Origin of the sequence: Eubacterium sp. OM08-24, from assembly GCF_003438075.1 — a bacterium.
Classification (GTDB): Bacteria; Bacillota; Clostridia; order Oscillospirales; family Acutalibacteraceae; genus Ruminococcoides.
Genome location: NZ_QSTA01000013.1, coordinates 1 through 21,934, shown reverse-complemented (window position 1 = coordinate 21,934; position 21,934 = coordinate 1). Strand labels below are relative to the sequence as shown.

Annotated in this window: 22 protein-coding genes; 15 read left to right on the top strand and 7 right to left on the bottom strand. The window is 39.2% G+C overall.

Annotated elements, in window-relative coordinates:
• Positions 1-276: 276 nt before the first annotated feature.
• The 5 genes from jag to rpmH form a co-directional block, all read right to left on the bottom strand.
• The gene (gene jag, locus DXC23_RS11675; protein ID WP_242997514.1) at positions 277-1,065 is read right to left on the bottom strand and encodes an RNA-binding cell elongation regulator Jag/EloR; all 789 of its coding nucleotides are present in this window, start codon (positions 1,063-1,065) and stop codon (positions 277-279) included.
• An 18-nt stretch (positions 1,066-1,083) separates the two neighbouring features.
• Positions 1,084-2,076: a YidC/Oxa1 family membrane protein insertase gene (locus DXC23_RS11670; protein WP_117706619.1), complete on the bottom strand. Its 993-nt coding sequence runs from the start codon at positions 2,074-2,076 to the stop codon at positions 1,084-1,086.
• 8 nt (positions 2,077-2,084) lie between these two features.
• The gene (gene yidD, locus DXC23_RS11665; RefSeq protein WP_117706617.1) at positions 2,085-2,324 is read right to left on the bottom strand and encodes a membrane protein insertion efficiency factor YidD; all 240 of its coding nucleotides are present in this window, start codon (positions 2,322-2,324) and stop codon (positions 2,085-2,087) included.
• Between the two features lie 12 nt (positions 2,325-2,336).
• On the bottom strand, positions 2,337-2,675 hold the full coding sequence (gene rnpA, locus DXC23_RS11660; RefSeq protein ID WP_117706615.1) for a ribonuclease P protein component: 339 nt from the start codon (positions 2,673-2,675) through the stop codon (positions 2,337-2,339).
• 73 nt (positions 2,676-2,748) lie between these two features.
• Positions 2,749-2,883 carry a 50S ribosomal protein L34 gene (gene rpmH, locus DXC23_RS11655; RefSeq protein ID WP_117706614.1) on the bottom strand — a complete coding sequence of 45 codons (135 nt, stop codon included), beginning with the start codon at positions 2,881-2,883 and terminating at the stop codon, positions 2,749-2,751.
• Positions 2,884-3,371: 488 nt separating this feature from the next.
• On the opposite strand from rpmH, the gene dnaA reads away from it, so the two are divergent.
• The 12 genes from dnaA (at position 3,372) to DXC23_RS11595 (ending at position 16,363) form a co-directional block, all read left to right on the top strand.
• Positions 3,372-4,697 (top strand): chromosomal replication initiator protein DnaA, encoded by a 1,326-nt coding sequence (dnaA, locus tag DXC23_RS11650; RefSeq protein WP_117706612.1) that lies wholly within the window; start codon positions 3,372-3,374, stop codon positions 4,695-4,697.
• Positions 4,698-5,452: 755 nt separating this feature from the next.
• A complete protein-coding gene (gene dnaN, locus DXC23_RS11645) occupies positions 5,453-6,559 on the top strand; it encodes a DNA polymerase III subunit beta (RefSeq protein ID WP_117706610.1) in 1,107 nt (368 codons plus the stop codon).
• Positions 6,549-6,761 carry an RNA-binding S4 domain-containing protein gene (locus DXC23_RS11640; RefSeq protein WP_117706608.1) on the top strand — a complete coding sequence of 71 codons (213 nt, stop codon included), beginning with the start codon at positions 6,549-6,551 and terminating at the stop codon, positions 6,759-6,761. The genes dnaN and DXC23_RS11640 overlap by 11 nt, the downstream gene beginning before the upstream one ends.
• 17 nt (positions 6,762-6,778) lie before the next feature.
• Positions 6,779-7,876, top strand: a complete 1,098-nt coding sequence (gene recF, locus DXC23_RS11635) for a DNA replication/repair protein RecF (protein WP_117706606.1) — start codon at positions 6,779-6,781, stop codon at positions 7,874-7,876.
• Position 7,877: 1 nt separating this feature from the next.
• A complete protein-coding gene (locus DXC23_RS11630; RefSeq protein ID WP_117706604.1) occupies positions 7,878-8,159 on the top strand; it encodes an extracellular matrix/biofilm biosynthesis regulator RemA family protein in 282 nt (93 codons plus the stop codon).
• A gap of 133 nt (positions 8,160-8,292) precedes the next feature.
• Positions 8,293-9,033 (top strand): hypothetical protein, encoded by a 741-nt coding sequence (locus DXC23_RS11625; protein WP_117706602.1) that lies wholly within the window; start codon positions 8,293-8,295, stop codon positions 9,031-9,033.
• A gap of 3 nt (positions 9,034-9,036) precedes the next feature.
• Positions 9,037-9,351, top strand: a complete 315-nt coding sequence (locus DXC23_RS11620; RefSeq protein WP_117706599.1) for a hypothetical protein — start codon at positions 9,037-9,039, stop codon at positions 9,349-9,351.
• A gap of 278 nt (positions 9,352-9,629) precedes the next feature.
• Positions 9,630-11,579, top strand: coding sequence for a DNA topoisomerase (ATP-hydrolyzing) subunit B (gene gyrB, locus DXC23_RS11615; RefSeq protein ID WP_117706597.1), 1,950 nt, complete (start codon positions 9,630-9,632; stop codon positions 11,577-11,579).
• Between the two features lie 24 nt (positions 11,580-11,603).
• Positions 11,604-12,026, top strand: a complete 423-nt coding sequence (locus DXC23_RS11610; RefSeq protein WP_199523083.1) for a thioesterase family protein — start codon at positions 11,604-11,606, stop codon at positions 12,024-12,026.
• Between the two features lie 19 nt (positions 12,027-12,045).
• The gene (gene gyrA / locus DXC23_RS11605; RefSeq protein ID WP_242997513.1) at positions 12,046-14,571 is read left to right on the top strand and encodes a DNA gyrase subunit A; all 2,526 of its coding nucleotides are present in this window, start codon (positions 12,046-12,048) and stop codon (positions 14,569-14,571) included.
• Positions 14,572-15,085: 514 nt separating this feature from the next.
• Positions 15,086-15,778, top strand: coding sequence for a hypothetical protein (locus tag DXC23_RS11600; protein WP_117706594.1), 693 nt, complete (start codon positions 15,086-15,088; stop codon positions 15,776-15,778).
• Positions 15,779-15,790: 12 nt separating this feature from the next.
• Complete coding sequence (locus tag DXC23_RS11595) at positions 15,791-16,363, top strand: HD domain-containing protein (RefSeq protein ID WP_117706591.1); 573 nt, start codon at positions 15,791-15,793, stop codon at positions 16,361-16,363.
• 288 nt (positions 16,364-16,651) lie between these two features.
• Here DXC23_RS11595 and DXC23_RS11590 read toward each other — a convergent pair whose 3' ends face one another.
• Positions 16,652-17,377: a 16S rRNA (uracil(1498)-N(3))-methyltransferase gene (locus DXC23_RS11590; protein ID WP_117706588.1), complete on the bottom strand. Its 726-nt coding sequence runs from the start codon at positions 17,375-17,377 to the stop codon at positions 16,652-16,654.
• A gap of 140 nt (positions 17,378-17,517) precedes the next feature.
• Between DXC23_RS11590 and rbr the strand changes: the two genes are divergently transcribed.
• The 3 genes from rbr to DXC23_RS11575 all read left to right on the top strand — a co-directional run bounded on the left by rbr (position 17,518) and on the right by DXC23_RS11575 (position 20,380).
• The gene (rbr, locus tag DXC23_RS11585) at positions 17,518-18,054 is read left to right on the top strand and encodes a rubrerythrin (protein ID WP_117706585.1); all 537 of its coding nucleotides are present in this window, start codon (positions 17,518-17,520) and stop codon (positions 18,052-18,054) included.
• Positions 18,055-18,550: 496 nt separating this feature from the next.
• The gene (locus tag DXC23_RS11580; protein ID WP_117706581.1) at positions 18,551-19,690 is read left to right on the top strand and encodes a 3D domain-containing protein; all 1,140 of its coding nucleotides are present in this window, start codon (positions 18,551-18,553) and stop codon (positions 19,688-19,690) included.
• 132 nt (positions 19,691-19,822) lie between these two features.
• Entirely contained in the window at positions 19,823-20,380 is a 558-nt protein-coding gene (locus DXC23_RS11575) for a hypothetical protein (protein ID WP_117706578.1), read from the top strand.
• 63 nt (positions 20,381-20,443) lie between these two features.
• Here the strand turns inward: DXC23_RS11575 and DXC23_RS11570 are convergent, their stop codons facing one another.
• Positions 20,444-21,652 (bottom strand): zinc ribbon domain-containing protein, encoded by a 1,209-nt coding sequence (locus DXC23_RS11570; RefSeq protein ID WP_117706576.1) that lies wholly within the window; start codon positions 21,650-21,652, stop codon positions 20,444-20,446.
• Positions 21,653-21,934 lie beyond the last annotated feature (282 nt).

The window sequence follows — 21,934 nt, the reverse complement described above, 5'->3', positions numbered from 1 at the left end:
TACTTTCTGCCACTTATTAATTTTGACTTTTGTTTTATTTTAAGGTCTTGAACAATCTAAGGTTTATTTATCCTATGATATAAATTCAACCATTTGTTTTTATTAAAAATCAGTGTGTTTTTAATGTTTTATGGGCTCTGCCCAAACCCGCAACCCTTTAAAAAGGGTTGACCTAAATTTTGAATTTATTATACTAAACTTTATGTGGTAAACCATAATTTACAAACATTCACAAAAAGCAAAAGGGAGCAAAACTGCCCCCTTTTTCAAAAATCATTATTTATCAATTCTGCCGTAAAGTCCGTCAAGGCTTCCTTCATTAAGGGGCTTTCTGTCGGGATTTACCTCGTTTTTAACAGAGTTGTTATTGTATGGGCGTCTGCCGCCTCTGCCTCTGTTGTAGCCTGAATTGTTGTTTCTTGAATATCTCTTAAACTTTGGATCAGGTCCGATTACAACATGACGGTTTGCGTTTTCACCCTCGCTCCATGAAATAGCGCCGTTCACCTTCTGCACCGAAGTGTGAATGATTCTTCTCTCATATGGATTCATTGGCTCAAGACTTGTTTTTCTGCCGGTCTTTATTGCCTTAAATGCGAGCTTTCTGCCGAGAATTTCAAGTGTTTTTTCTCTTTTCTCTCGGTAGTCGCCTGTGTTTACAGTTACCTTAAAATATGAGTTGTCTGCGTGGTTTGCAACAAGACTTGTAAGGTACTGCAATGCGTCAAGTGTTTCGCCTCTTCTGCCGATTACAAAACCGACATCTTCGCCCTCAAGGTCAAACTCAACGCCGTTTTCAATCTCTTTTTTATTGATATAAACCGACTCAAGCTTCATATTTTTAAGTACATTGCCTAAAAACTCCTCGGCTGTTTCAGCAGGGCCTGCCTTGAGTGTGATTTTTACCTTAGCAGGTGCGCCGCCAAAAAGACCGAATTTCTTTTTTTCGGCACGCTGAATAACCTCAAACTCAACAACCTCGGATTCATCAATACCGAGCTGTCTTTTTGCGTCTTCAAGGGCGAGAACTTCTGTTTCGCCAACGCCGATTGCTTCTCTAATCATAGTATTCACCTATTTCAATTACTTCTTTTTCTTTTTGCCGTTGCCGTTTGACTTTGTGCTTGTCTTCTGTTCAACAGGTGAGTAAACATAAGGTACATTTGCCTCATTTAGCTCCATAAGAGCAATGTGACGAGCCTCTTCTTTTGCGGTGAAGTGTACCGGAGTAAAGAACTTTGCTATAACCAGCGATTGGATAAATGCAATTACTGATGAGCAAATCCAGTAAAAACCTACCGCAGCCGGAACGGTATATGCGATATAGGCTGTGAATAACGGCATTACATACAGCATTACCTTTAGACAACCCTGCTGCTGTGCCATCTGAGCCTTATTGATTTTCTGCATTACTAACTGTGAACCAACATATGATACAAAACAAAGTACAGGAATGAGTGAGTACCATGAGAAAATACCCATATCCTTTGGAATTGTAAGAAGGTTGATTCCCATCATATTAAATCCGTTTGCAAAATCGATTATCTGCTGGCAGTCCGCAGCTGAGAACAGTCCCTGAATTGTTTCAGTGTTCATAATGCTTGGGAACACCCTGATAAGCTCGATTTGCTGATAAGTAGCATTTGTTGTTATTGTGTAACCCGGAATTGTGTTCATATATGAAACAGCACTGTTTACTGTGTCCGAGTTAAGATGAAGTGTGTTTGTAAGAGGATATGCAACGGCATAAAAAATACCGAGCATTACAAGGAGAGGAACAATCATAGTAAGGCAACCGCCCATTGGCTTTACTCCCTCTTTTTCGTAAAGCTTGTTCATTTCCTCCTGGAGCTTAACCTTGTTATTAGCGTATTTTTCCTGAAGCTCTTTTTGCTTTCTTTGCAGCCTCATTGTGCCTGCCATAGATTTTTGCTGCTTGACAGTAAATGGGAACAAAATAAGTCTGATTACAATAGTAAATACAACTATTGAAAGGCCGAAATCTTTTAGAAAGTAGAATGCAGCCCAAAGAACATAGCCGAGAATACTTCCAAAAAATCCAAATATATTTGCCATAAGCTACCTCACTTAATTTTTCTTGGCTTGTCCGTTTTTTCCGGGACAGGATCGTATCCACCCTTTGAAAAAGGATTGCAGCGCAGTATCCGCCATATGGTCAGAGCTGTACCTTTTAGTGCGCCAAAGCGCTCGATTGCCTCAATGCCATACTGAGAACAGGTAGGCTCATACTTGCAACTTTTTGGCAGATGCGGAGAGATTGCAGCTTTATAAAATTTTATCAGCAGAATTAAAATTCTTTTCATAGATATACAATATTATTTTTTCAAAACGCCCGCAGACTCCAGATGATTTTTCATAGCGTCATATACCTTTTGAGATTTTACAAAAGGAGTCTTGCTCCTTGCCACAAATACAAAATCATAGCCGGGTTTTAAATCATTGTAAAGCTGATAATATGCGGCACGAATCACACGCCTTGCACGGGTGCGCTTAACCGCCTTTCCGACTTTTTTGCCCGTAGTTATTCCAAAACGCAGGTTATCGGATTTATTTTTTATAACATAAGTTACCAAAACAGGACTCACAAAGGATTTTCCCCTCCTGTAAAGTCTGGAAAAATCCCTATTGTCCTTTAAAGTGATGAATTCACTCAAAATTAAAACCACCTAAGCAAAGTAAAAGCCGCAAACTACAAAGAAAGACCACTGTTATAAAGTGGCCTGTTCTTTAGTAAGACAACCTTTTTCTACCTTTAGCTCTTCTTCTAGCCAATACTTTTCTACCATTGGCTGTTGCCATTCTCTTTCTGAAACCATGCTCCTTCTTTCTGTGGAGCTTCTTTGGCTGATAAGTTCTCAACATACTGAAAACCCTCCCTTCAATATATAACCTTGCAATATAGCATTATATCTTAATTTTTCTTTATAGTCAACAAAAAATAAAAAGTTTTTTTTTATTTTTGTAAAGCTGAGCGGGTTTATTTATATTACTTATATATAGAAAGGTAATTTATAATAAAATATTTTTCTTTTTTATGCAATGCAGTCTGTGTAAATTGCGGTTTAGCAAAGCAGCTTGCTTTTGAAATTTTGATTTTTATTCATTTATAAAATGTTTGGTTATCTCTTTTAGTTTTAAATAAGCGTATTTCTAAGTTTTTTTAAATAGACTTCAAAGTCAAAGTTTTAATAAAAATCACCTGTTGGGCTTAAAAAGTACCTTAAAAGCCGTTATTTTTAAGGTATAAAAAGATTGATTTTTTTTAGGAAGTGTTCTATAATATAATAGAATAGATTTACTATGGGGTAATATGGCGATATTGCTGTATTTATATGGAAGGGAAGTCGTATATGGAATCTTTTGAAGAAGCGTGGGGAATTATATGCAGCTATTGCAAAACTAAAATTACAGACGTCGCTTACAACACTTGGATTAGCAGAATCGAACCCATTGAACTCGATTTTGATAAGAACAAGGCTGTTATTTTAGTGCCTAACGATTTTCATCGTCAGACTATAACTCGCTGCTATCTTTCTCTGCTCAATGAAGCTTTTGAGGCTGTTTTCGGACAGGTATTTATGATTGAAATGAAAATTCCGGAAGAAATTTCAGCCAAAGAGGAGCAGCAGGCTGTTGCAAATGCGGAAATCAACGATATTAGTTACGAATATACTTTTGATACTTTTATTGTAGGTGCGTCCAATAAATTTGCTCATGCCGCCTGCCTTGCAGTTGCCACAAATCCTGCCAATGCCTACAATCCTCTGTTTTTGTACGGCAACTCCGGCCTTGGCAAAACTCATTTGCTGTATGCCATTGCAAATGAAATCAAGAAAAATTCACCGGAAAAAAATATTTGCTATATCAAGGGCGATGATTTTACAAACGAACTCATTGAGTCACTTCGTATGGCAAGAATGAGTGAATTCAGAAAAAAATACAGACAAACAGATATTTTGCTTGTCGATGATGTTCAGTTTATCGGCGGTAAAGAGAGTACGCAGGAGGAATTTTTCCATACTTTTGATACTCTTTATAATGCGCACAAGCAAATTGTGCTTGCTTCCGATAGACCGCCTAAGGAAATCAAAACTCTCGATGACCGTCTGCGCTCAAGATTTGAGTCTGATATTATCGCTGATGTTCAGCCGCCGGATGTAGAAACAAGAATCGCTATCATTAAGAGAAAAGCCGAGCTTTTAGACCTCGATCTTTCACAGGATGTTTGCGAATACATTGCGTCTAAAATCAAGGCAAATATTCGTCAGCTTGAGGGTACAGTTAAAAAATTAAAGGCAAAAAGCCTCTTAAATCAAGAAAAAATTACAGTTTCTTCTGTTCAGGAGGTTATATCAGATATTCTTAATAATGATACTCCGCCTGAGGTTACAGTAGAGAGAATTATTGAGGAGGTTTCCCGTACTTTCGGCGTTACCCCCGAGGCTATCCGCTCCGAAAATAACAGAAGTGCAAATATCAGCAACGCAAGACACATTGCAATTTATATTTCAAGGGAGCTTACAACTCTGTCTATGGCTAATATCGGTGAAGAATTTGGCGGCAGACATTACTCGACCGTTATCTACACCGTTAAAAAGGTAAAGAAGATGATGCAGAATGACCGCAAAATCAAAGAGATCATTGACGACACCATCAAAAATATTCGTGACAGATAGTAATATGCTTTTTAACATATTTGGTTACATAAATTTTACCTTTTAACATTATTAACATTACATTTTTGTAACTATTGTGAACACTCATTTTTCGGCTTAATTACTTGATTTTGAGCCGATTTACAAAAAATCTTACAGGTCTTGTTTAACACAACCTGTTAATGCCTTTCCATAGTTTCAACATTTTTTATATGTTGAAAAATATTTAAAATTTTCATTAAAAAATTTATCGGAAAATTGCTGCAATTACTGCAATTTCCGCACTGTTTTGAATGTAGTTGGGGGAGCAATTAAAAATACTGCTTTTGCTCTTTGAAATTCCAAGTAAAAATCAGACTTTTTCAGCACTCTGAAAAGCGCCGATTTATACATATATATAATAGTATATAAAAGGCGCTGAAAATGAGCAAAAATTTTTCGGATAAAAAATCCCGAAAAACAGAGATTACTTTGCAAAAAACGGCAGGCTTAATTCATTTATAACTTGATGCAAGCGAATATTACCGCTTTTTCAGGGAAAAAATAAAGAGATGTCATTAACATTTTTATTAACATTTCATCAACAATTTTTAACCCGATGTTGAAAGAATAATCTCTTTTCACAAGCCATGTAAAAGCTGTTAAAATACTGTGCAGTGATTTGTGGACGGTTTTTTCAAGGAATTATCGGAAAAGTTACAAATTTTTAACATTTTAACACCCCCTACTACTACTACTAATTTTTTAAATTATCAATACATAAAGGAGCGCTACACTTGAAATTTTCGTGCTTGCGAACAGACCTTGCCAACGCAGTGTCAAATGTTTCAAGAGCAGTATCTTCAAAAGCCGCAATACCGGCACTTGAGGGTGTGCTTATAAAAGCATATGACAATTTGCTGAATATATCAGGATATAATCTCGAAATAGGAATCACCACCGACATTGATGCGACAATTCAAGAAGAGGGTGAAATTGTTGTCAGCGCAAAACTGTTTCTTGACATTGTAAGAAAATTGCCGGAAGAAATCGTGATGATTGAAACCGACGAGAGAATGGTGACTTATATCACCTGCGGTAATGTTGATTACCAAATTGTGGGAATGTCATCTATCGAATATCCGGATCTGCCAACCTTTGAGCAGACCGATATGATTACCGTAAATGCAAAAACTTTGCGTGAAATGATCAGAGAAACCGTTTATGCTGTATCAGACAACAATGCAAAGCCGATTTATACAGGTTCACTTTTTGAAATTGAGGACGGACTTTTCAGAATTGTTGCCATTGACGGTTACAGAATGGCTATCAGAAGTGAAAATGTAGATTCCGAGAGCAAAAACAAGTTTGTTGTTCCGGGTAAAACTCAGCTTGAGGTTCTTAAACTTTTGGGCGATGACGAACAAAATGTCGATATTATCATAGGTCAAAGACATATCACCTTTAAGGTTGACAATTACAGAGTAATTTCAAGACTTATTGAGGGTAATTTTATTGACTACAAAACTACAATTCCGACCGATGTAAAAACAGAGGTTATTATAAACACAAGAATTATCATAAATTCGGTTGAAAGAATGTCACTTCTTAACAACGACAGAATCCAAAGTCCTGTCAGATGTAATTTTGCAAACGATGAAATCAAACTTTCGTGTGCATCGGCAGTCGGCAGAGCTAACGACAGTATCGCAGTTTCGGTTATGGGTGAAAAAGTTGAGATTGGTTTTAACAACAAATACCTGCTTGACGCACTCAAAAATTGTGATACCGATGAAATCAGACTTGCTCTAAGCGGCCCGGTTAAGCCAATGGTTATAAAACCGGTGAAGGGCGACAGCTTTTTAAGCATTGTAGTTCCAATGAGGCTTTCAAATGAAGGATAAAAAAATCAACATTGACACAGAATTTATAAAATTGCAGGATTTGCTAAAGCTCGCCGGTCTTTGTGACACAGGCGGAATGGCAAAAATGCTTATTCAAAACGGAAATGTCACCGTAAACGGTGAGGTTTGCACTATGCGTGGCAAAAAAATGCGCAAAGGTGACTTTGCCGAGCTTGACGGAGAAAAAATTACAGTTATTTGAACCGGGAATGATATTTTTTGAAGGTACTTGCGCTGAAATTTGAAAATTACAGAAATCTTGAAGACGCAATTATTACTCCGTGCGAAGGTGTAAATGTAATTTACGGCGACAACGCACAGGGGAAAACAAATTTACTTGAGGCTTTTTGGATGTTTTGCGGCGGTCACTCTTTCAGAGGTTCAAAAGACGGCGAACTGATAAAATTCGGCAAGCCGTTTGCAAAACTTGATGTCAGATTTTTCGGACAAAACAGGGAGCAGACCGCATCTATAAAATTCAAAGGCAACAAAAAGCAGGTAGAAATCAACTCGGTGGCGAAAAATTCGGCGGCGGCACTCATTGAAAAATATTGTGCTGTGGTTTTTTCGCCTGAGCATCTCAATTTAATAAAACGAGGTCCGTCTGAAAGGCGAAAATTCATTGACAGCGCAATTTGCAGAGAAAAACTCAAAAATGCGGTGGTGCTTTCTAAGTACAACCGCACACTTAATCAGAGAAATTCTTTGCTGAAAGATATTTATAAGCACCCCGAACTTGAGGAAACTCTTTCGATCTGGGACAATTCCCTGTTCTCAAACGGAGCTATACTCATAAAACAGAGAATGGAGTATCTCCAGATGCTCGAAAATCGGGCTTCGCAGTACCATTTGGGTATTTCAGGCGGCAGGGAACGGCTTGAAATCAGATATTTATCGACTACAAATGCCGAATATGGCGACAGTATTGAGCAAATTTACCAAAAATTATGTGAAACCTTTGAGCAATCTAAAGCAGATGATATAAGAAACGGTTGTACCACAAAAGGTGCTCACCGAGATGACGCAGAGATACTGATTAACGGCAAAAATGCAAGACTTTATGCCTCGCAAGGGCAGCAAAGAAGTGCGGTTTTGTCATTAAAACTTGCCGAGGCGGCAGTTTTGTCGGAAAGAATGGGCGAAAAGCCGATAATTTTGCTTGACGATGTTATGAGTGAACTTGATTCCAAAAGACAGGATTTTTTACTCAATAAACTTGATGACTGTCAGGTTTTTATAACCTGTTGTGAGCAGTCAAACAAGGAGCAGCTTAGACAGGGCAAAATTTTTAATGTTTCTAACGGAGTTATAAGCTGAAATGTATTTGCATTTAGGACAGGATACTGTCATTACCACAAAATCAATTATCGGTATTTTTGATATAGACAGATGTACCGTTTCAAAAAAAACGAGAGATTTTTTGACTGCGGCAGAAAAAAGAGGAGATGTCGTGAATGTTTCCTACGAACTGCCAAAATCATTTATCGTTTGCAGGGAGAACGGCAGGGTAAAGGTGTATATAAGCCAGCTTTCGAGCAAAACTCTGCTAAAGCGCCACAAAGACGGCACTGATAAAATATTGCAGTCAGAAATCAATTAATATTACCCAGAGTATAAAATAAGATAAAATTTAACTTAAAAGCAATGATTTAACAATGCAATAAATTATAGATCTATGAATAAATAATGAATATTTATTCATTATAAAATACAAACCAAAAGAGGGATTGTTTATGAAAGCAAAAAAATGTCCTTACTGTTCAAAGAGAGTTTCTTATATTTCGGGCTTTGCGAGCAGACGAAAAAGTGAATATATATGCACACAATGTGGAAAGGAAAGTAAGGTTGTAATCAACAAAATGATTTTTGTTGCCTTTGCACTTGCAGTTGCCGCCGCAGCAGGTATTATGCTTTACTGGATTAAGTCCGGAAATATCAGCAATCCTTTAGGAGTTTTGCTTGTTGCAATCCCACTTGTAATTTTTATGTTTATTTCACCGGCATTTTTGAATTATAAACCGCTCACAAAATACAAGAAGTCAATGGAGGCTAAAAAAGCCGGTATGGTGTATTCCGAGAATATCGCCGGTGACATATCCGATGAATTTGACTTTAATCCGATAAAATTAACCGGCACAACCGAGGATTATCAGCCTGAGGACACCACTCCTAAGGTTGCCATAGATACAGGTGTGTTTAATCAGCTCAAGAAAAAGAGAGATGAGGAGAGAATACACCTTCAGGAAGAAATCAGCAAGGCTGACGATGTAAAGTCGGGCAATACGATTGACTTTGTGCCTGTTATAAGCGATGTAAAAGAGGAGCACGCATCTATGGACGCACCGCTCAAGAAGATTCGTTCCGATACGGATACGGGATTTTCTCGCTCACGCCACTATATTCCGCCAAAAGAGGACAGTGACGGCACAAAAAGAGCAGATACCAACAAATACACCGCAAACAGAAAGTTTTAAGCTATGCTGAAATTACCAACTTGTCCTCATTGCCATACGGTTTACAGATATGGCGAGGTAAAAAAGATTGCAAAAGAAAAATCACACACCTGCTACCACTGCAAAAAGGAGTTTAAGGCGAGCAAAAAGCCTTGTATTATTCTTGTGCTTGTTTTGCTTGTGCTTGCCGTTGCGGCAAATGTAGGCGTTCTTTATATGACGCCGAGCCTGAATTTCTATGTTTTGGTGGGCATAAATATAGTGTTTATCCTGCTTTTCATAGTTTTGTATCCGCTGTTTACGGCGTTTAAGGATATAAACAAAAAGCAGAAAAAATAATTAAAATTAACTCAGCACACAAACTAATCGGGTAATTTGCGCCCGATGATTTGTAATAAATCGAGCTTTTACCGGATTGCGCCTGCAAGCCATAAAAGTTTAAAATTATCGGCAGATTGAATTTGTCGATAAAAATTCAGAAATTGAAATTAACAAAAACAACCTGACACTTTTGTACCAACGGTGCGAAATTCGGTCAGACAAAATACTTTCCGCCCCTTTATGGGGTGCGAACAGGGCAAAGGCTATGCTTTGGCTCTGATATTGGAGGTAAAAAAATGGACAATGAAAATAACATTGAGATGACCAAGGTTGAGCAGGAATACGGCGCCAATGAAATTCAGGTTCTTGAGGGACTTGAGGCGGTCAGAAAAAGACCCGGTATGTATATCGGCTCAACAGGTCCGAGGGGTCTTCATCACCTTGTTTATGAAATTGTAGATAACTCTATTGACGAGGCGCTCGCAGGCTACTGCACCAAGATTGATGTAGTTATTGAGGAGGGCAATATCATAAGAGTAACCGATAACGGCCGAGGTATTCCTGTTGGCATCAACAGCAAAACAGGCTTGCCTGCCGTAACGGTTGTATTTACGGTTCTTCACGCAGGCGGCAAATTCGGCGGCGGCGGTTACAAGGTATCGGGCGGCTTGCACGGCGTTGGTGCGTCTGTTGTAAATGCGCTTTCAGAGTGGCTTGAGGTAAAGGTTTGCGATGGCGAAGATGTATATACCCAGCGCTATGAGAGGGGCAAGATTGTTTCTGACCTCCACAAAATAGGCAAGTCAGACATAAAGGGTACAGAGGTGCGTTTTAAGGCTGACCCACTTATCTTCAAGGAAACCGATGTTTACGATTACGAAATTCTTGAAAAGCGTTTGCGTGAACAGGCTTTTCTTAACGCAGGCGTGCATATAGAGCTGAGAGATGAGAGAAACAAAGATGAGATTATCAAGAAAAACTTTGTTTACGAGGGCGGCATAAAGAGCTTTGTGGAGTACATACACAAAAAGAGAGCGCTTGCCGTTATTCATCCCGATGTTATTTATTTTGCGGCTAAAAATGACGAGGACACTATTTCCGTAGAGGTTGCATTGCAGTACAATGACAGCTACAATGAAAATCTTTTGACCTTTGCAAATAATATTCATACTACCGACGGCGGTACTCACGAAGAGGGCTTTAAGCGTGCGCTTACAAGGGTAATGAACGATTACGCACGAAAGTTTGGCAAGCTAAAGGACAACGATAAGAACCTCAGCGGTGAAGATGTGCGAGAGGGTATTACCGCCATTATCAGCGTAAAGCTGAAAGAGGCCCAGTTTGAGGGACAAACCAAGGCAAAGCTCGGCAACACCGAGGTAAGAACTATGGTTGATAAGCTCGTAAGCGAAAAGCTGATGATTTATCTTGAGGAAAATCCGCAGGTGGCAAAGGCTATTTTTGAAAAGTCGCTTGCATCTGCAAGGGCAAGAGAGGCAGCAAGAAAGGCAAGAGAGAGCGTAAGAAGAAAATCGGCGCTTGAGTCTGCTCAGCTGCCGGGCAAGCTTGCCGACTGCCAGTCAAAGGACAGCGAGATTACAGAAATCTACATAGTAGAGGGTGACTCTGCGGGCGGTTCTGCAAAGGGCGGTCGTGACCGTAAGTTTCAGGCTATACTTCCGCTTTGGGGTAAGATGCTCAATGTAGAAAAGGCAAGACTTGACAGGGTTTACGGCAACGATAAGCTGATGCCTGTTATTACCGCACTCGGTACGGGTATTGGCGATGAATTTGATATTACAAAACTGCGTTACGGCAAGATTATTATTATGGCGGATGCCGATGTTGACGGCCAGCATATCAGAACACTTCTTTTGACATTCTTTTTCAGATTTATGCGCCCACTCATTGAGGAGGGTCATATCTACATTGCTCAGCCTCCGCTTTACAGAATTTCAAAGGGCAAAGACCATAAGTACGCTTATTCTGATAGCGAGCGTGACCAGATTTTGGCAGCAACAGAGGGCAAAACCGAAATTCAGCGTTACAAAGGTCTTGGTGAGATGGACTCGGAACAGCTTTGGGAAACCACAATGAATCCCGAAACAAGACTTATGCTCAGGGTAAACCTCAACGAGGCTGAGGAGGCAGACGAAATCTTCACCATTCTTATGGGCGATAAGGTTGAACCAAGACGAGAATTTATTGAGAAAAACGCAAAGTTTGTTCAGAATCTTGATGTTTAATTTTTAAATAAAGGAGTGATTTTTGTGCATTCACGAACAAAATTCCGTGTGCGATATGCCGAAACGGATTGTATGGGTATTGTTCACCATTCCAATTATCCCATTTGGTATGAAATGGGCAGGGGTGACTATATAAAAATGCTCGGCTTTAATTATCGTGAAATGGAGGCGCAGGGCATAATGACGCCGCTTTTGAACTTGAACTGTTCATTTGGCAAGCCTGCTCTTTATGATGACGAAATTATATTGCGCACAAAGGTGATTTTGATTTCAGCCGCAAGAATTACTTTTTCATACACTGTAAAGAGGATTGAGCCTGACGGCTCGGAAACCGAACTCGGCTACGGCACTACCGAGCATGGCTTTGTGGATTCAAAGACCTTTCGCCCGATAAGCATAAGAAAGCGTATGCCTGAGCTTTACGAAAAGATAAAACAATTTACATAAACCTTGAGGAATGAATAATATGGACAACGAAAATATGGAAAACTCAGTATTTAACGAGGGAAAAATAATAGATGTCGATGTAAACGACGAAATGAAATCGAGCTTTCTTGACTACTCGATGAGCGTTATTATTTCCCGTGCATTGCCGGATGTCCGTGACGGCTTAAAGCCTGTTCATAGGCGTATTCTCTACACAATGTACGAAAAAGGTCTTGACCCAAACAAGCCTTATCATAAGTGCGCAGATACAGTAGGTGCCGTACTCGGTGCGTATCATCCTCATGGTGATGCGTCTGTTTATGATGCGCTTGTGCGACTTGCGCAGGACTTTTCAATGAGATATATGCTTGTTGACGGTCACGGTAACTTTGGTTCGGTAGACGGCGACCCGCCTGCCGCATACAGATATACCGAGGCAAGAATGAGCAAGATTTCTTGCGAAATGCTTACCGATATTGACAAGAAAACAGTTGATTTTCAGCCAAACTTTGACGACAGACTCGAAGAGCCTACCGTACTTCCGAGCAGATTTCCTAACCTGCTTGTAAACGGCTCAGACGGTATTGCCGTTGGTATGGCTACCAAAATTCCGCCGCATAACCTCGGCGAAACTATTGACGCAGCCTGTGCGCTCATTGAAAATCCCGACATTGACCTTGCAGGTCTTATGGAATATATGCCGGGTCCGGATTTTCCGACAGGCGGCATTATTATGGGCAGAAGTGGCATTAGAGCTACTTATGCGACAGGCAGAGGTAAAATTATCGTAAGAGCCAAAACAGAGATTGTAGAGGCTAAGAACGGCAGATATAAGATTATTGTTACCGAACTTCCTTATCAGGTCAACAAGGCAAGACTTATTGAGTACATTGCCGACCTTGTAAAAGATAAGAGAATTGAGGGTATTTCTAATATTGAAGACCACTCCGACAGACAGGGTATGCACATTGAAATTGATGTAAAGAGAGAGGCGTCGGCGCAGATTGTGCTTAACAACCTCTTTAACCTTACTCAGCTGCAAACTACCTTTGGCGCAATTATGCTTGCTATTGTTGACGGAGTGCCTAAGGTACTTAACCTTAAGGAAATGCTTACCGAGTATGTAAACTTCCAGCAGGAAATCATACGCAGAAGAACTGAATTTGACCTTAAAAAGGCAAAGGACAGGGAGCATATTCTTGAGGGCTTAAAGATTGCCATTGACTTTATTGACGAGGTTATTGCAATCATAAGAAAGAGTAAGGATCAGGCTACCGCTAAAATAAATCTTATGGAGCGCTTTGGTCTTGATGATGTTCAGGCGCAGGCTATTGTTCAGATGCGTTTGGGACAGCTCACAAATATGGAGCGCACAAAGATTGAGGACGAAATTGCCGCATTAAAGGCTAAGATTGACGAGTACATTGCTATTCTTGCCGACGAGGGCAGACAGCGTGAAATTATCAGAGAAGAGCTTATTGTTATAAGAAATAAGTTTGCAGATCCGAGAAGAACAGAAATCTGCGCCGTAAGCGGCGAGGTTGATATTGAGGATCTTATTCCAAATCAGGAGTGCGTGCTTACACTCACTCAGTTTGGCTATGTAAAGCGCCTTGCTGTTGATACCTATAAGATTCAGAACAGAGGCGGTCGTGGCGTGTCGGGTATGTCACGCAGAGAAGAAGATGTTGCAACAGAGATGTTTGTAATCAATTCTCACGATTATGTGCTGTTCTTTACCGACAAGGGCAGGGTTTACAGACTGAAATGCTATGAAGTGCCTGAGGGCAGCAGACAGTCAAAGGGTATGAATATTGCAAACTTGCTCCCGATTGCGTCTGACGAAAAGGTTACTTCAATGATTCGTGTGCCTGAGTTTGACGAGGACAAGTACCTTGTTATGGTTACAAGACAGGGTATTGTAAAGAGAATTTCTCTTAATGCGTACAATACTGCAAGAAAGGGCGGACTTATCGCACTTGAACTCAACGAGGGTGATGAGCTTGCGTGGGTAAGACTTACAGACGGCAATCAGCAGGTTGTTGTTGCCACAAAGAACGGTCTTGCCATAAGATTTGAAGAAACCGATGTTCGTCCTATGGGCAGACAGGCAAGAGGCGTAAAGGCTATCTCTCTGCGTGAGGGTGACTGCGTTGTGGGTATGTGCGTTGTTACAAACGATGACCTTATACTCACTGCCTCAGAAACAGGCTTTGGCAGAATTTCAAATGTAAGCGACTATCGCTTGCAGAGCCGAGGCGGTAAGGGTATTACTAACTACCATACAGAAAAGTACGGCAATGTTGCGGCTGTCAGCGTGGTTGAGCTTACTGATGATATTATCATTATCTCTCAGGAGGGCGTAATTATCAGAATTGCCGCTGATACAGTAAGAATTTGCAACAGACCGAGCAAGGGCGTTACACTTATGAGAATAGGCGAGAACGATAAGGTGGTTACAGTTGCAAGAGCACCTCACGAGGACAGTTCAAAGGAAGAAACAAGCGAAGAGGTTTCAGAGGATAATACTGCCGAAATGAGCAAAGAAGAAAATACAGAAGAATAAAATAAAAATTATAGCCTTCCTGTAAAAAGGAGGGCTATAAAATATTTGAAAATGATTTTAAATTTAGGTCAAGCCTTTTTAAAGGATTGCGGGTTTGGGCAGAGCCCATAAAATTTTTCTTTATTACAAATTATAAGGCGCAAGCAGCTTACTGTTTGCGTGCTTAGGACGAAGTTTGAGAAAACAGGCGACAGTCATTAAAAGATAAAATGACTTTTAACAAAAAAATAAATTTCTTTCTTATTGCTGTCGCAAATTTAAAGGCTTATGCCATTATGTTCAGTCCGCCAAACGGCAAGCCGTTTGGCTACCAAAAATTTACGATAGTTAAAGGTATTTGTGGGCGTTGCCCACACCCACAACCTTTGAAAAGGTTGACCAAACTTTTATATTCGGGACGGATAATTTGTTTTTTATCAAATTTTGTTGCCCGACCGAAACTATTTTTTATAATTACAGCTTAAAGTTTGAATATTAAAAATTTTTAAAACCAACCCAAAACGAGGTAACAGTTATGAAGAAAATTGTGCCTTTACTGCTTGCATTTATGCTTGCTTTTTCTTTTGCTGCTTGCGGCGAGAAGAAAACAGTCGTAAAGGGCGGTACTGCATCGCTTGACGAAATTCTTGCCTATACTAAAGATAAAGCGCAGGAGGACAGCACAAATGTGAACGGTAAAAGATATAATTTAGATATTGAAAAATTTACCGAACGATATAACGAAATTATGTTCCGCTCGGGCGGCGAAGATTATCTTAATATGGAGAATTGGAAAAGGCTCGGCGAAACTAAAACAGACGCCAACGGCGTTGAGTATTACTGCTACTATTACGATATAGACAAGGCAGAGCTGACCGTATCCGTTGAGGCACGAAGTCATAAAATTATGAATGTCGGCTGCGGCACTACTATGTCTAAGTATGTGTCGATTGACGGTGAACACCAGTACAGCGAAAGAATACTTAATATGTCGGCTGTTATGGCTGCTGCTGTCGGCGGATATACAAGCGATGATGTCGAGCTTTTCAAAAAGATTTTTAACGAAACCACCTTTGAAAATAAAAGCTCACTTGCATACGAAAAAAATATTTTTAATCTTACAACAGGCAAAAAAAACGAGAATAATGACAGTGCAATGCTTTTCAGATATTTTCCTGTTACCGATGAGCATATTGCAGAATGGAATATTCCAACTTATTCAGAGTAAAGAGGTACTATTATGACTCCCGAAAAACTTACCGAGATTTTATATCTTGCAGAAAATTTAAAGAAAAATACAAGGCATAGCTGGCTTTCTAACGGCAGGCGAGAGAGCGTTGCCGAGCATAGCTGGAGATTGTCGCTGTTTGCTTACTTTGTAAAAGACGAGTATCCTGATGTGGATATGGACAAGGTAATTAAAATGTGTATTTTCCATGACCTTGGTGAGGCTTTTACAGGTGATATTCCGTCTTTTTACAAGACAAATAACGATGAAGAGGTCGAAAAGCATAAGCTCAGCGAATGGGTTAATACTCTGCCGCAACCGTATAAAGACGAGCTTAACGCACTTTATACCGAAATGGAGGAGCTTAATACCGAAGAGGCAAAGCTTTGGAAGGCTATGGATAAATTAGAGGCGTCAATTCAGCATAACGAGTCTGAAATCCGCACTTGGCTGCCGCTTGAGTACGAATTAAACCCTGTTTACGGCGAAAAAGAATGTGCCTTTGACGAATATATGAAAAATTTACAGGAATATACTAAGCAGCTCTCCTTGGATAAGATTGCAAAGGAAAGCAAGAAAGATTGAAAAAATGCAAGTTATTTATACAATATACTAACTATGCCCTTGCGGGTCTTATAAAAAATGCTATACCCCTTGCGGGTGACAAAGTGACGAGTTTCATACTCGTCATTTTGTCTTTATAATAAAAATTTTAATATTATAAAAATAATCGTCCAACTATCAGACAAGCAAATGTTGGACGATTATTTAATCCGAAAAACATAATAAAGACTGATTGCTTTATTATATTTTTTCTGTAACTTATTATATATTAATCAAAACGGGCGTGAGTCTCGTTTTTTTATTGCAAAATCAAAAATTATCTGTCTGAAACATTATAATAGAAAGAGCGGCGAGAGGAGCGGTTTCCGCTCTTAAAATTCTTTTGCCGAGGGTTGCCGGACTGCCTCCGTTTGCTATGATTTTATCAACCTCGCCTTGCTCAAATCCGCCCTCACTGCCGATAAACATTGCTATACTTTTTGGCTTTTTGTCGAGAATTTTATTTACTTTTTCGCCGCCAAGCTCATAAAATATAATCTGTTTTTCACTTTCAAGGCTCATTTCAGCCGCTTTTTCAAAGCTTACGCACTCGCTTACCTGCGGAATAATTCCTCGTCTGCTCTGCATTGCCGCCTGTAAAGCTATCTTTTGCCAGCGCTCACATTTCTTTTTTAAAGATTTTGCATCGGGTCGTGAAACGCATCTTGCCGAGAGCATTGGAACTATTCTTGATATACCAAGCTCAACGCATTTTTGCACGATATAGTCCATTTTATCGCCCTTTGGCAGTGCCTGATATAATGTTACAAATACATCGGGTTCGTTTTCACACTGCTTTTTTTCTGTGATTTTTACCGTTGCGTATTCTGCTGTAATGTCTGTGAGTACGCACTCACACTGTGTATTGTCGGGAGTGATGAGAGTAAGCTCCTCACCCTTTTTCATTCTCAATGATTTTGATATATGTCTGGCATTTTCACCCGAAATTACATAGGTGTCAGCCGTTATATTTTCATCTGCAAAAAACCATGCCATTTAAAAAACCTCTTTTTTATTTTATAACCTTAATATAACAAAAATACCGCATAAATGCAAGCATTTCCTATATTTGAATATGTACACTCAGCCTGTATATACTATATATAGAAAAGAAAACCGTAAAAGGAAGTGTTTGTATGCAGTTAAAGGGATCTAAAACAGAGAAAAATCTTGAGGCGGCGCTTGCAGGCGAGTCAATAGCGAGAAACAAATATACCTTCTATGCAGGCAAGGCAAAGGCTGACGGTTACGAGCAGATTGCCCAACTGTTTGAAGAAACCGCACACAATGAAAAAGCACACGCAGAAATGTGGTACAACCTGCTGACAGGCAAAGACAAAACAACGCAGGAAAATTTACAGCTTGCCGCAGACGGCGAGTTTTTTGAGTGGAGCGAAATGTATCCGCAGTTTGCAAAGGTGGCAAGAGAAGAGGGCTTTGACTTTATTGCAGGACTGTTTGAAAAGGTTGCCGAGATAGAAAAACAGCACGAAGAAAGGTTCAAAACTCTGCTTAAAAATGTAGAAGAAAAACTTGTGTTTTCAAAGGACGGCGAGGCAGTGTGGATATGCCGAAATTGCGGTCATATTTGCGTTGGAAAGTCCGCTCCAAAGGTATGTCCTGTTTGTGCTTACCCACAAAGTTATTTTCAGCTGAAATCCGATAATTATTAAAAAGAAATTTAATATAAAAATAGTTAAAAATTGAGTTTTAGTAATAAAGCTCAATTTTTGTTTTTTACATAAAATTCAGTATTTAAGCCGTATTTTCAATACTTTTAAAAAGTAAAAATAGCTATATTTTTATTTGTAATACTTTTGTAATATATCTTGATTTTTGGTTACAAACTTGTTACAAAGTGGTATCTAAAAAGTAAACTTTCATTTTCTTGCAATTTGACTACAAATTTGCAGGATTTTAATTCAAAAAACGAAAAAATAATTTGCTAAATAAGAAAAAAAGTCGAAATCGTTGTGCATTTTCCATAAAAACTTTACTTTCTTGCTGTTTGACATATTCAAAACATAAGCCTATAATAACGCCATTGCTTGCGAACGGCTTACTACAAGCGTAAACTAAGCCTTCACAATGCAACAAATTTTAGAAAAAAGCCAAACGGAAAGCGGTTTTTGCACTTGCAAAAATCACTGAAGAAAGGAAGAATTTCTTATGATGCTAAAAACATTTTCAAAGCCTGCCATTAAGTGGACGGTCGCAGCTATTCTTTGCGCAGCTATTTCAGCAGGTGCTTTGGTAAATGCAGCAGCAAATACAGCGTCGGCAGATGAGGCTGCCGCTACAAACAAAACATATGTTGAAAGCTCAACAGAGTTTGAGATTGGCAACGGTGATGTTATTGTAGGCACAAACAAAGACTTCAATATGTCTTTTGATGTAATCAAGGCTAATACAATCACAATTAATGACTGCGGCGAAGAGCAGACTATCTCGCTTGCAAAGGGTACTGTCGAAGAGGCTTTAAACAGAACAGGCATTACTCTTGCAGAGAATCAGAGCGTTACACCATCGCTTAATACGGTTATTACAGGCGATATGAACATTTATGTTTATAACTCAAAAAATATCAAGCTCACAACAAACGGTACTGAGATGACCGTAAAAGCTCCTGAGGGTACAGTTGAAAACGCTCTCAACATTCTCGGCTATGAAATTACAGACGATGATATTTTAAATGTTGACAAAAACGCTCAAATTGAGGACGATATGAAAATCACCCTCAAAAAGGTAACATATGTTGACGAGAAATCAACAAAGAAAATCTCTTACAAAACAGTTGAAAAAGATTCTGACGATATTATGACAGGCGAGTCTGAGGTATCTCAGAAAGGCGTTGACGGTGAAAAGGAAGTAACCAAGAGATGCAAGTACATTGACGGCAAGTACGATTCAACAAAGGTAATTGACGAGAAAGTTACAAAAGAGCCTGTCGATAAAATTGTTTTAAACGGCACAAAAAGAGGTACAACAACCGATTCAAGCGGCGCTCCTGTTTCATATAGCTATATGGTATCGGGTTCGGGTACAGCATATACAGCAGCTCCGGGCGCACTTACAGCAACAGGCGTGCCTGTTTATGAGGGCGGCGTGGCAGTAAACCCTGCAATTATTCCTTACGGTTCTAAGCTTTACATTGAGGCGGCAGACGGCAGCCATGTTTATGGCTATGCAACCGCTGTTGATACAGGCGGAGCTTTAATGGACGGCTCAGCTATTGTTGACCTTTTCTACTTCAGCTACGATGACTGCGTTAGCTTTGGAAGAAGAGATGTTAATGTGTATGTCCTTTAATATATAAATTTAAGCGGAAGTGCGTTTGCATTTCCGTTTTTTTCTGTAAAAATAATATAATGCTTGATTTATCGGCAAATATAAGCTATAATATACGAAAAGTGTAAATTCGCATTGAAAGGATTTTGAAATATGAAGAAGATTATCTCTGCATTGTTGATGGCATTTGTAATTGCTGTTTCAGCAGCAGGCTGTGGATATAACGATGCCCTTGAACAGGCATCTAAGGCTAATCAGCAGACAACATCCGCAAGTCAGTCTGCATCTGAACAGACAAGCAAAGAGGCTGAAAAGGTATACAAGGATTCGTTTGATGGACTTTGCAGCTATATGCAGGATAAGGGTTACTATACAGACAAAGCTGTTAAAACCGAGATGGACGCATCTTTCATCGGTGCAAAGCAGGGCATTAAGTACAGCATCAGCAACAACCTTGCTATTGAGTTATATGAGTATGATACCGCAAAGCTCAACGAAACAGCTAAAGAAATCGTTAATGAGGTAAAGGAAAGCAACAGCTTTACTATTATCGAGGGATACCCTGTAAATGCCGCTTACCTTTCAGACAACGGCAAGTATCTTATGATTTACAACGATACCAAGATCGACAAGAACAAGCCTGATAAAAATTCAAACGAATATAAAGCTCGTGAGAATGCTGTAAAGGATTTTCTTGCATTTCAAAAATAATTTATAATCAGACATAACAAAAGGAGATACCGCTTTGGTATCTCCTTATTTGTTTATTTACATTTAAAATTTAGTGCCGCAGTACGGGCAGAAAATCATTTCGGCAGGCGAGTGCTTTCCGCAATGAGCGCAAATCTTTTCGTCTGACTTCGGCTCTGCTTTTTCGGTATTATTAAATACAGGCTGAGGTACAAAGTCCTGCGGTGGTGTCTGAGGTGCAGACGGCGCACTGCTTGCAGGGTTGCTTGCGTATGGGTTTTCATACATAAAGTTGTTTTCAATAGGTTGGCTCTCAGGCATAACAGGCGGTACAAACGGCGCATTGGTGTTCTGATTAAAAGGCATCTGCGGTTCGCTGTTATGCTCAGGTGTAGGCTCACTGTAAAAGCGTGTAGCCTCGTTGTCAACAGGAGTAAACACAAGACTGTCGGTTGTTTTTCTTATATAGATGAAATACATTATAGCAACTATGCCCACCATTATTAGCGGAACAATTTCCGATATACTTCCTATAATAGTAAGCGAAAATGTTGAGTGTATTAATTCAGAAATCATATTAGTAAACTGCGAAACCGAATTTATATTTAATAAGTCTGAAAGGCTCTGAAGTAGGAAAGAAACTACATCGAGCATAGACGGCAGGAATATATATCCTATAATAACAGAAACAACTGATACCGCAACATTTATAAAAGCAGTTACAGCAGTAAACTTTGAGCCTGCCTTTGTAATGAATACAGAGGTAAGCGAATACTTAATTCCCTTTGAAAATCTGCTCAGGGCAAGGTAGAACATAAAATCAGCTAATGCCCCGACTGCATTTATGATTGCAATTCCGAGTACGCTCTGAAAAATGTAGTTTGGCATATATGAATTGAACACAAGTAATAGGATTAAAAGTATTAATGCTACTGCAAGAGCAATTCCTGCAAATACTGTAAAGATTATCGCAATTACCATAAAATATGTAACAGGCGATTTAAAATTAACAACAGGCTTGCGACTTCTCGCCGTACAGAATAAAATCAAGAGCGCAAGACCAAACAGCAAAGGTGATAAATCGGGACGGACTGAAAAATTTAATCCACTGTCAGATTCGGAAGCAAAGTTGACCAAATAAGGTATAGTATACATTAATGTACTGACAGAAGTGATCAGCTTGGTTATAGTCGGCACACAAAATGATATGGCGGTAATAAGCACGATCGGCTTTCTGAAAAATCCTCTCAGCACATCTGCATTGTGTTGGTAAGGATTGAATGGTTGGTTCATAGTTATCCCCCTATTAAATTTATACTTATATTTTATAATATATTATATTTATTTGCAATAGCATATGCAAGTGTAAAGTTATTTTTGGCACAAACCACTATATGTTGTGGTTATATAAAGTATATTGTCGAATATAGTCGTAATTATAATAAAAAGCAAATTTTTTAAAAAATTTTTCAAAAAAAGGTTGACTTTTCGTAAAACGGTGGTATAATATATCTTGCGCTTGAGGAAAGCACAAAAACAACAGAAAAGTTTGAGAGCACAGAGTAAAGCTATTAA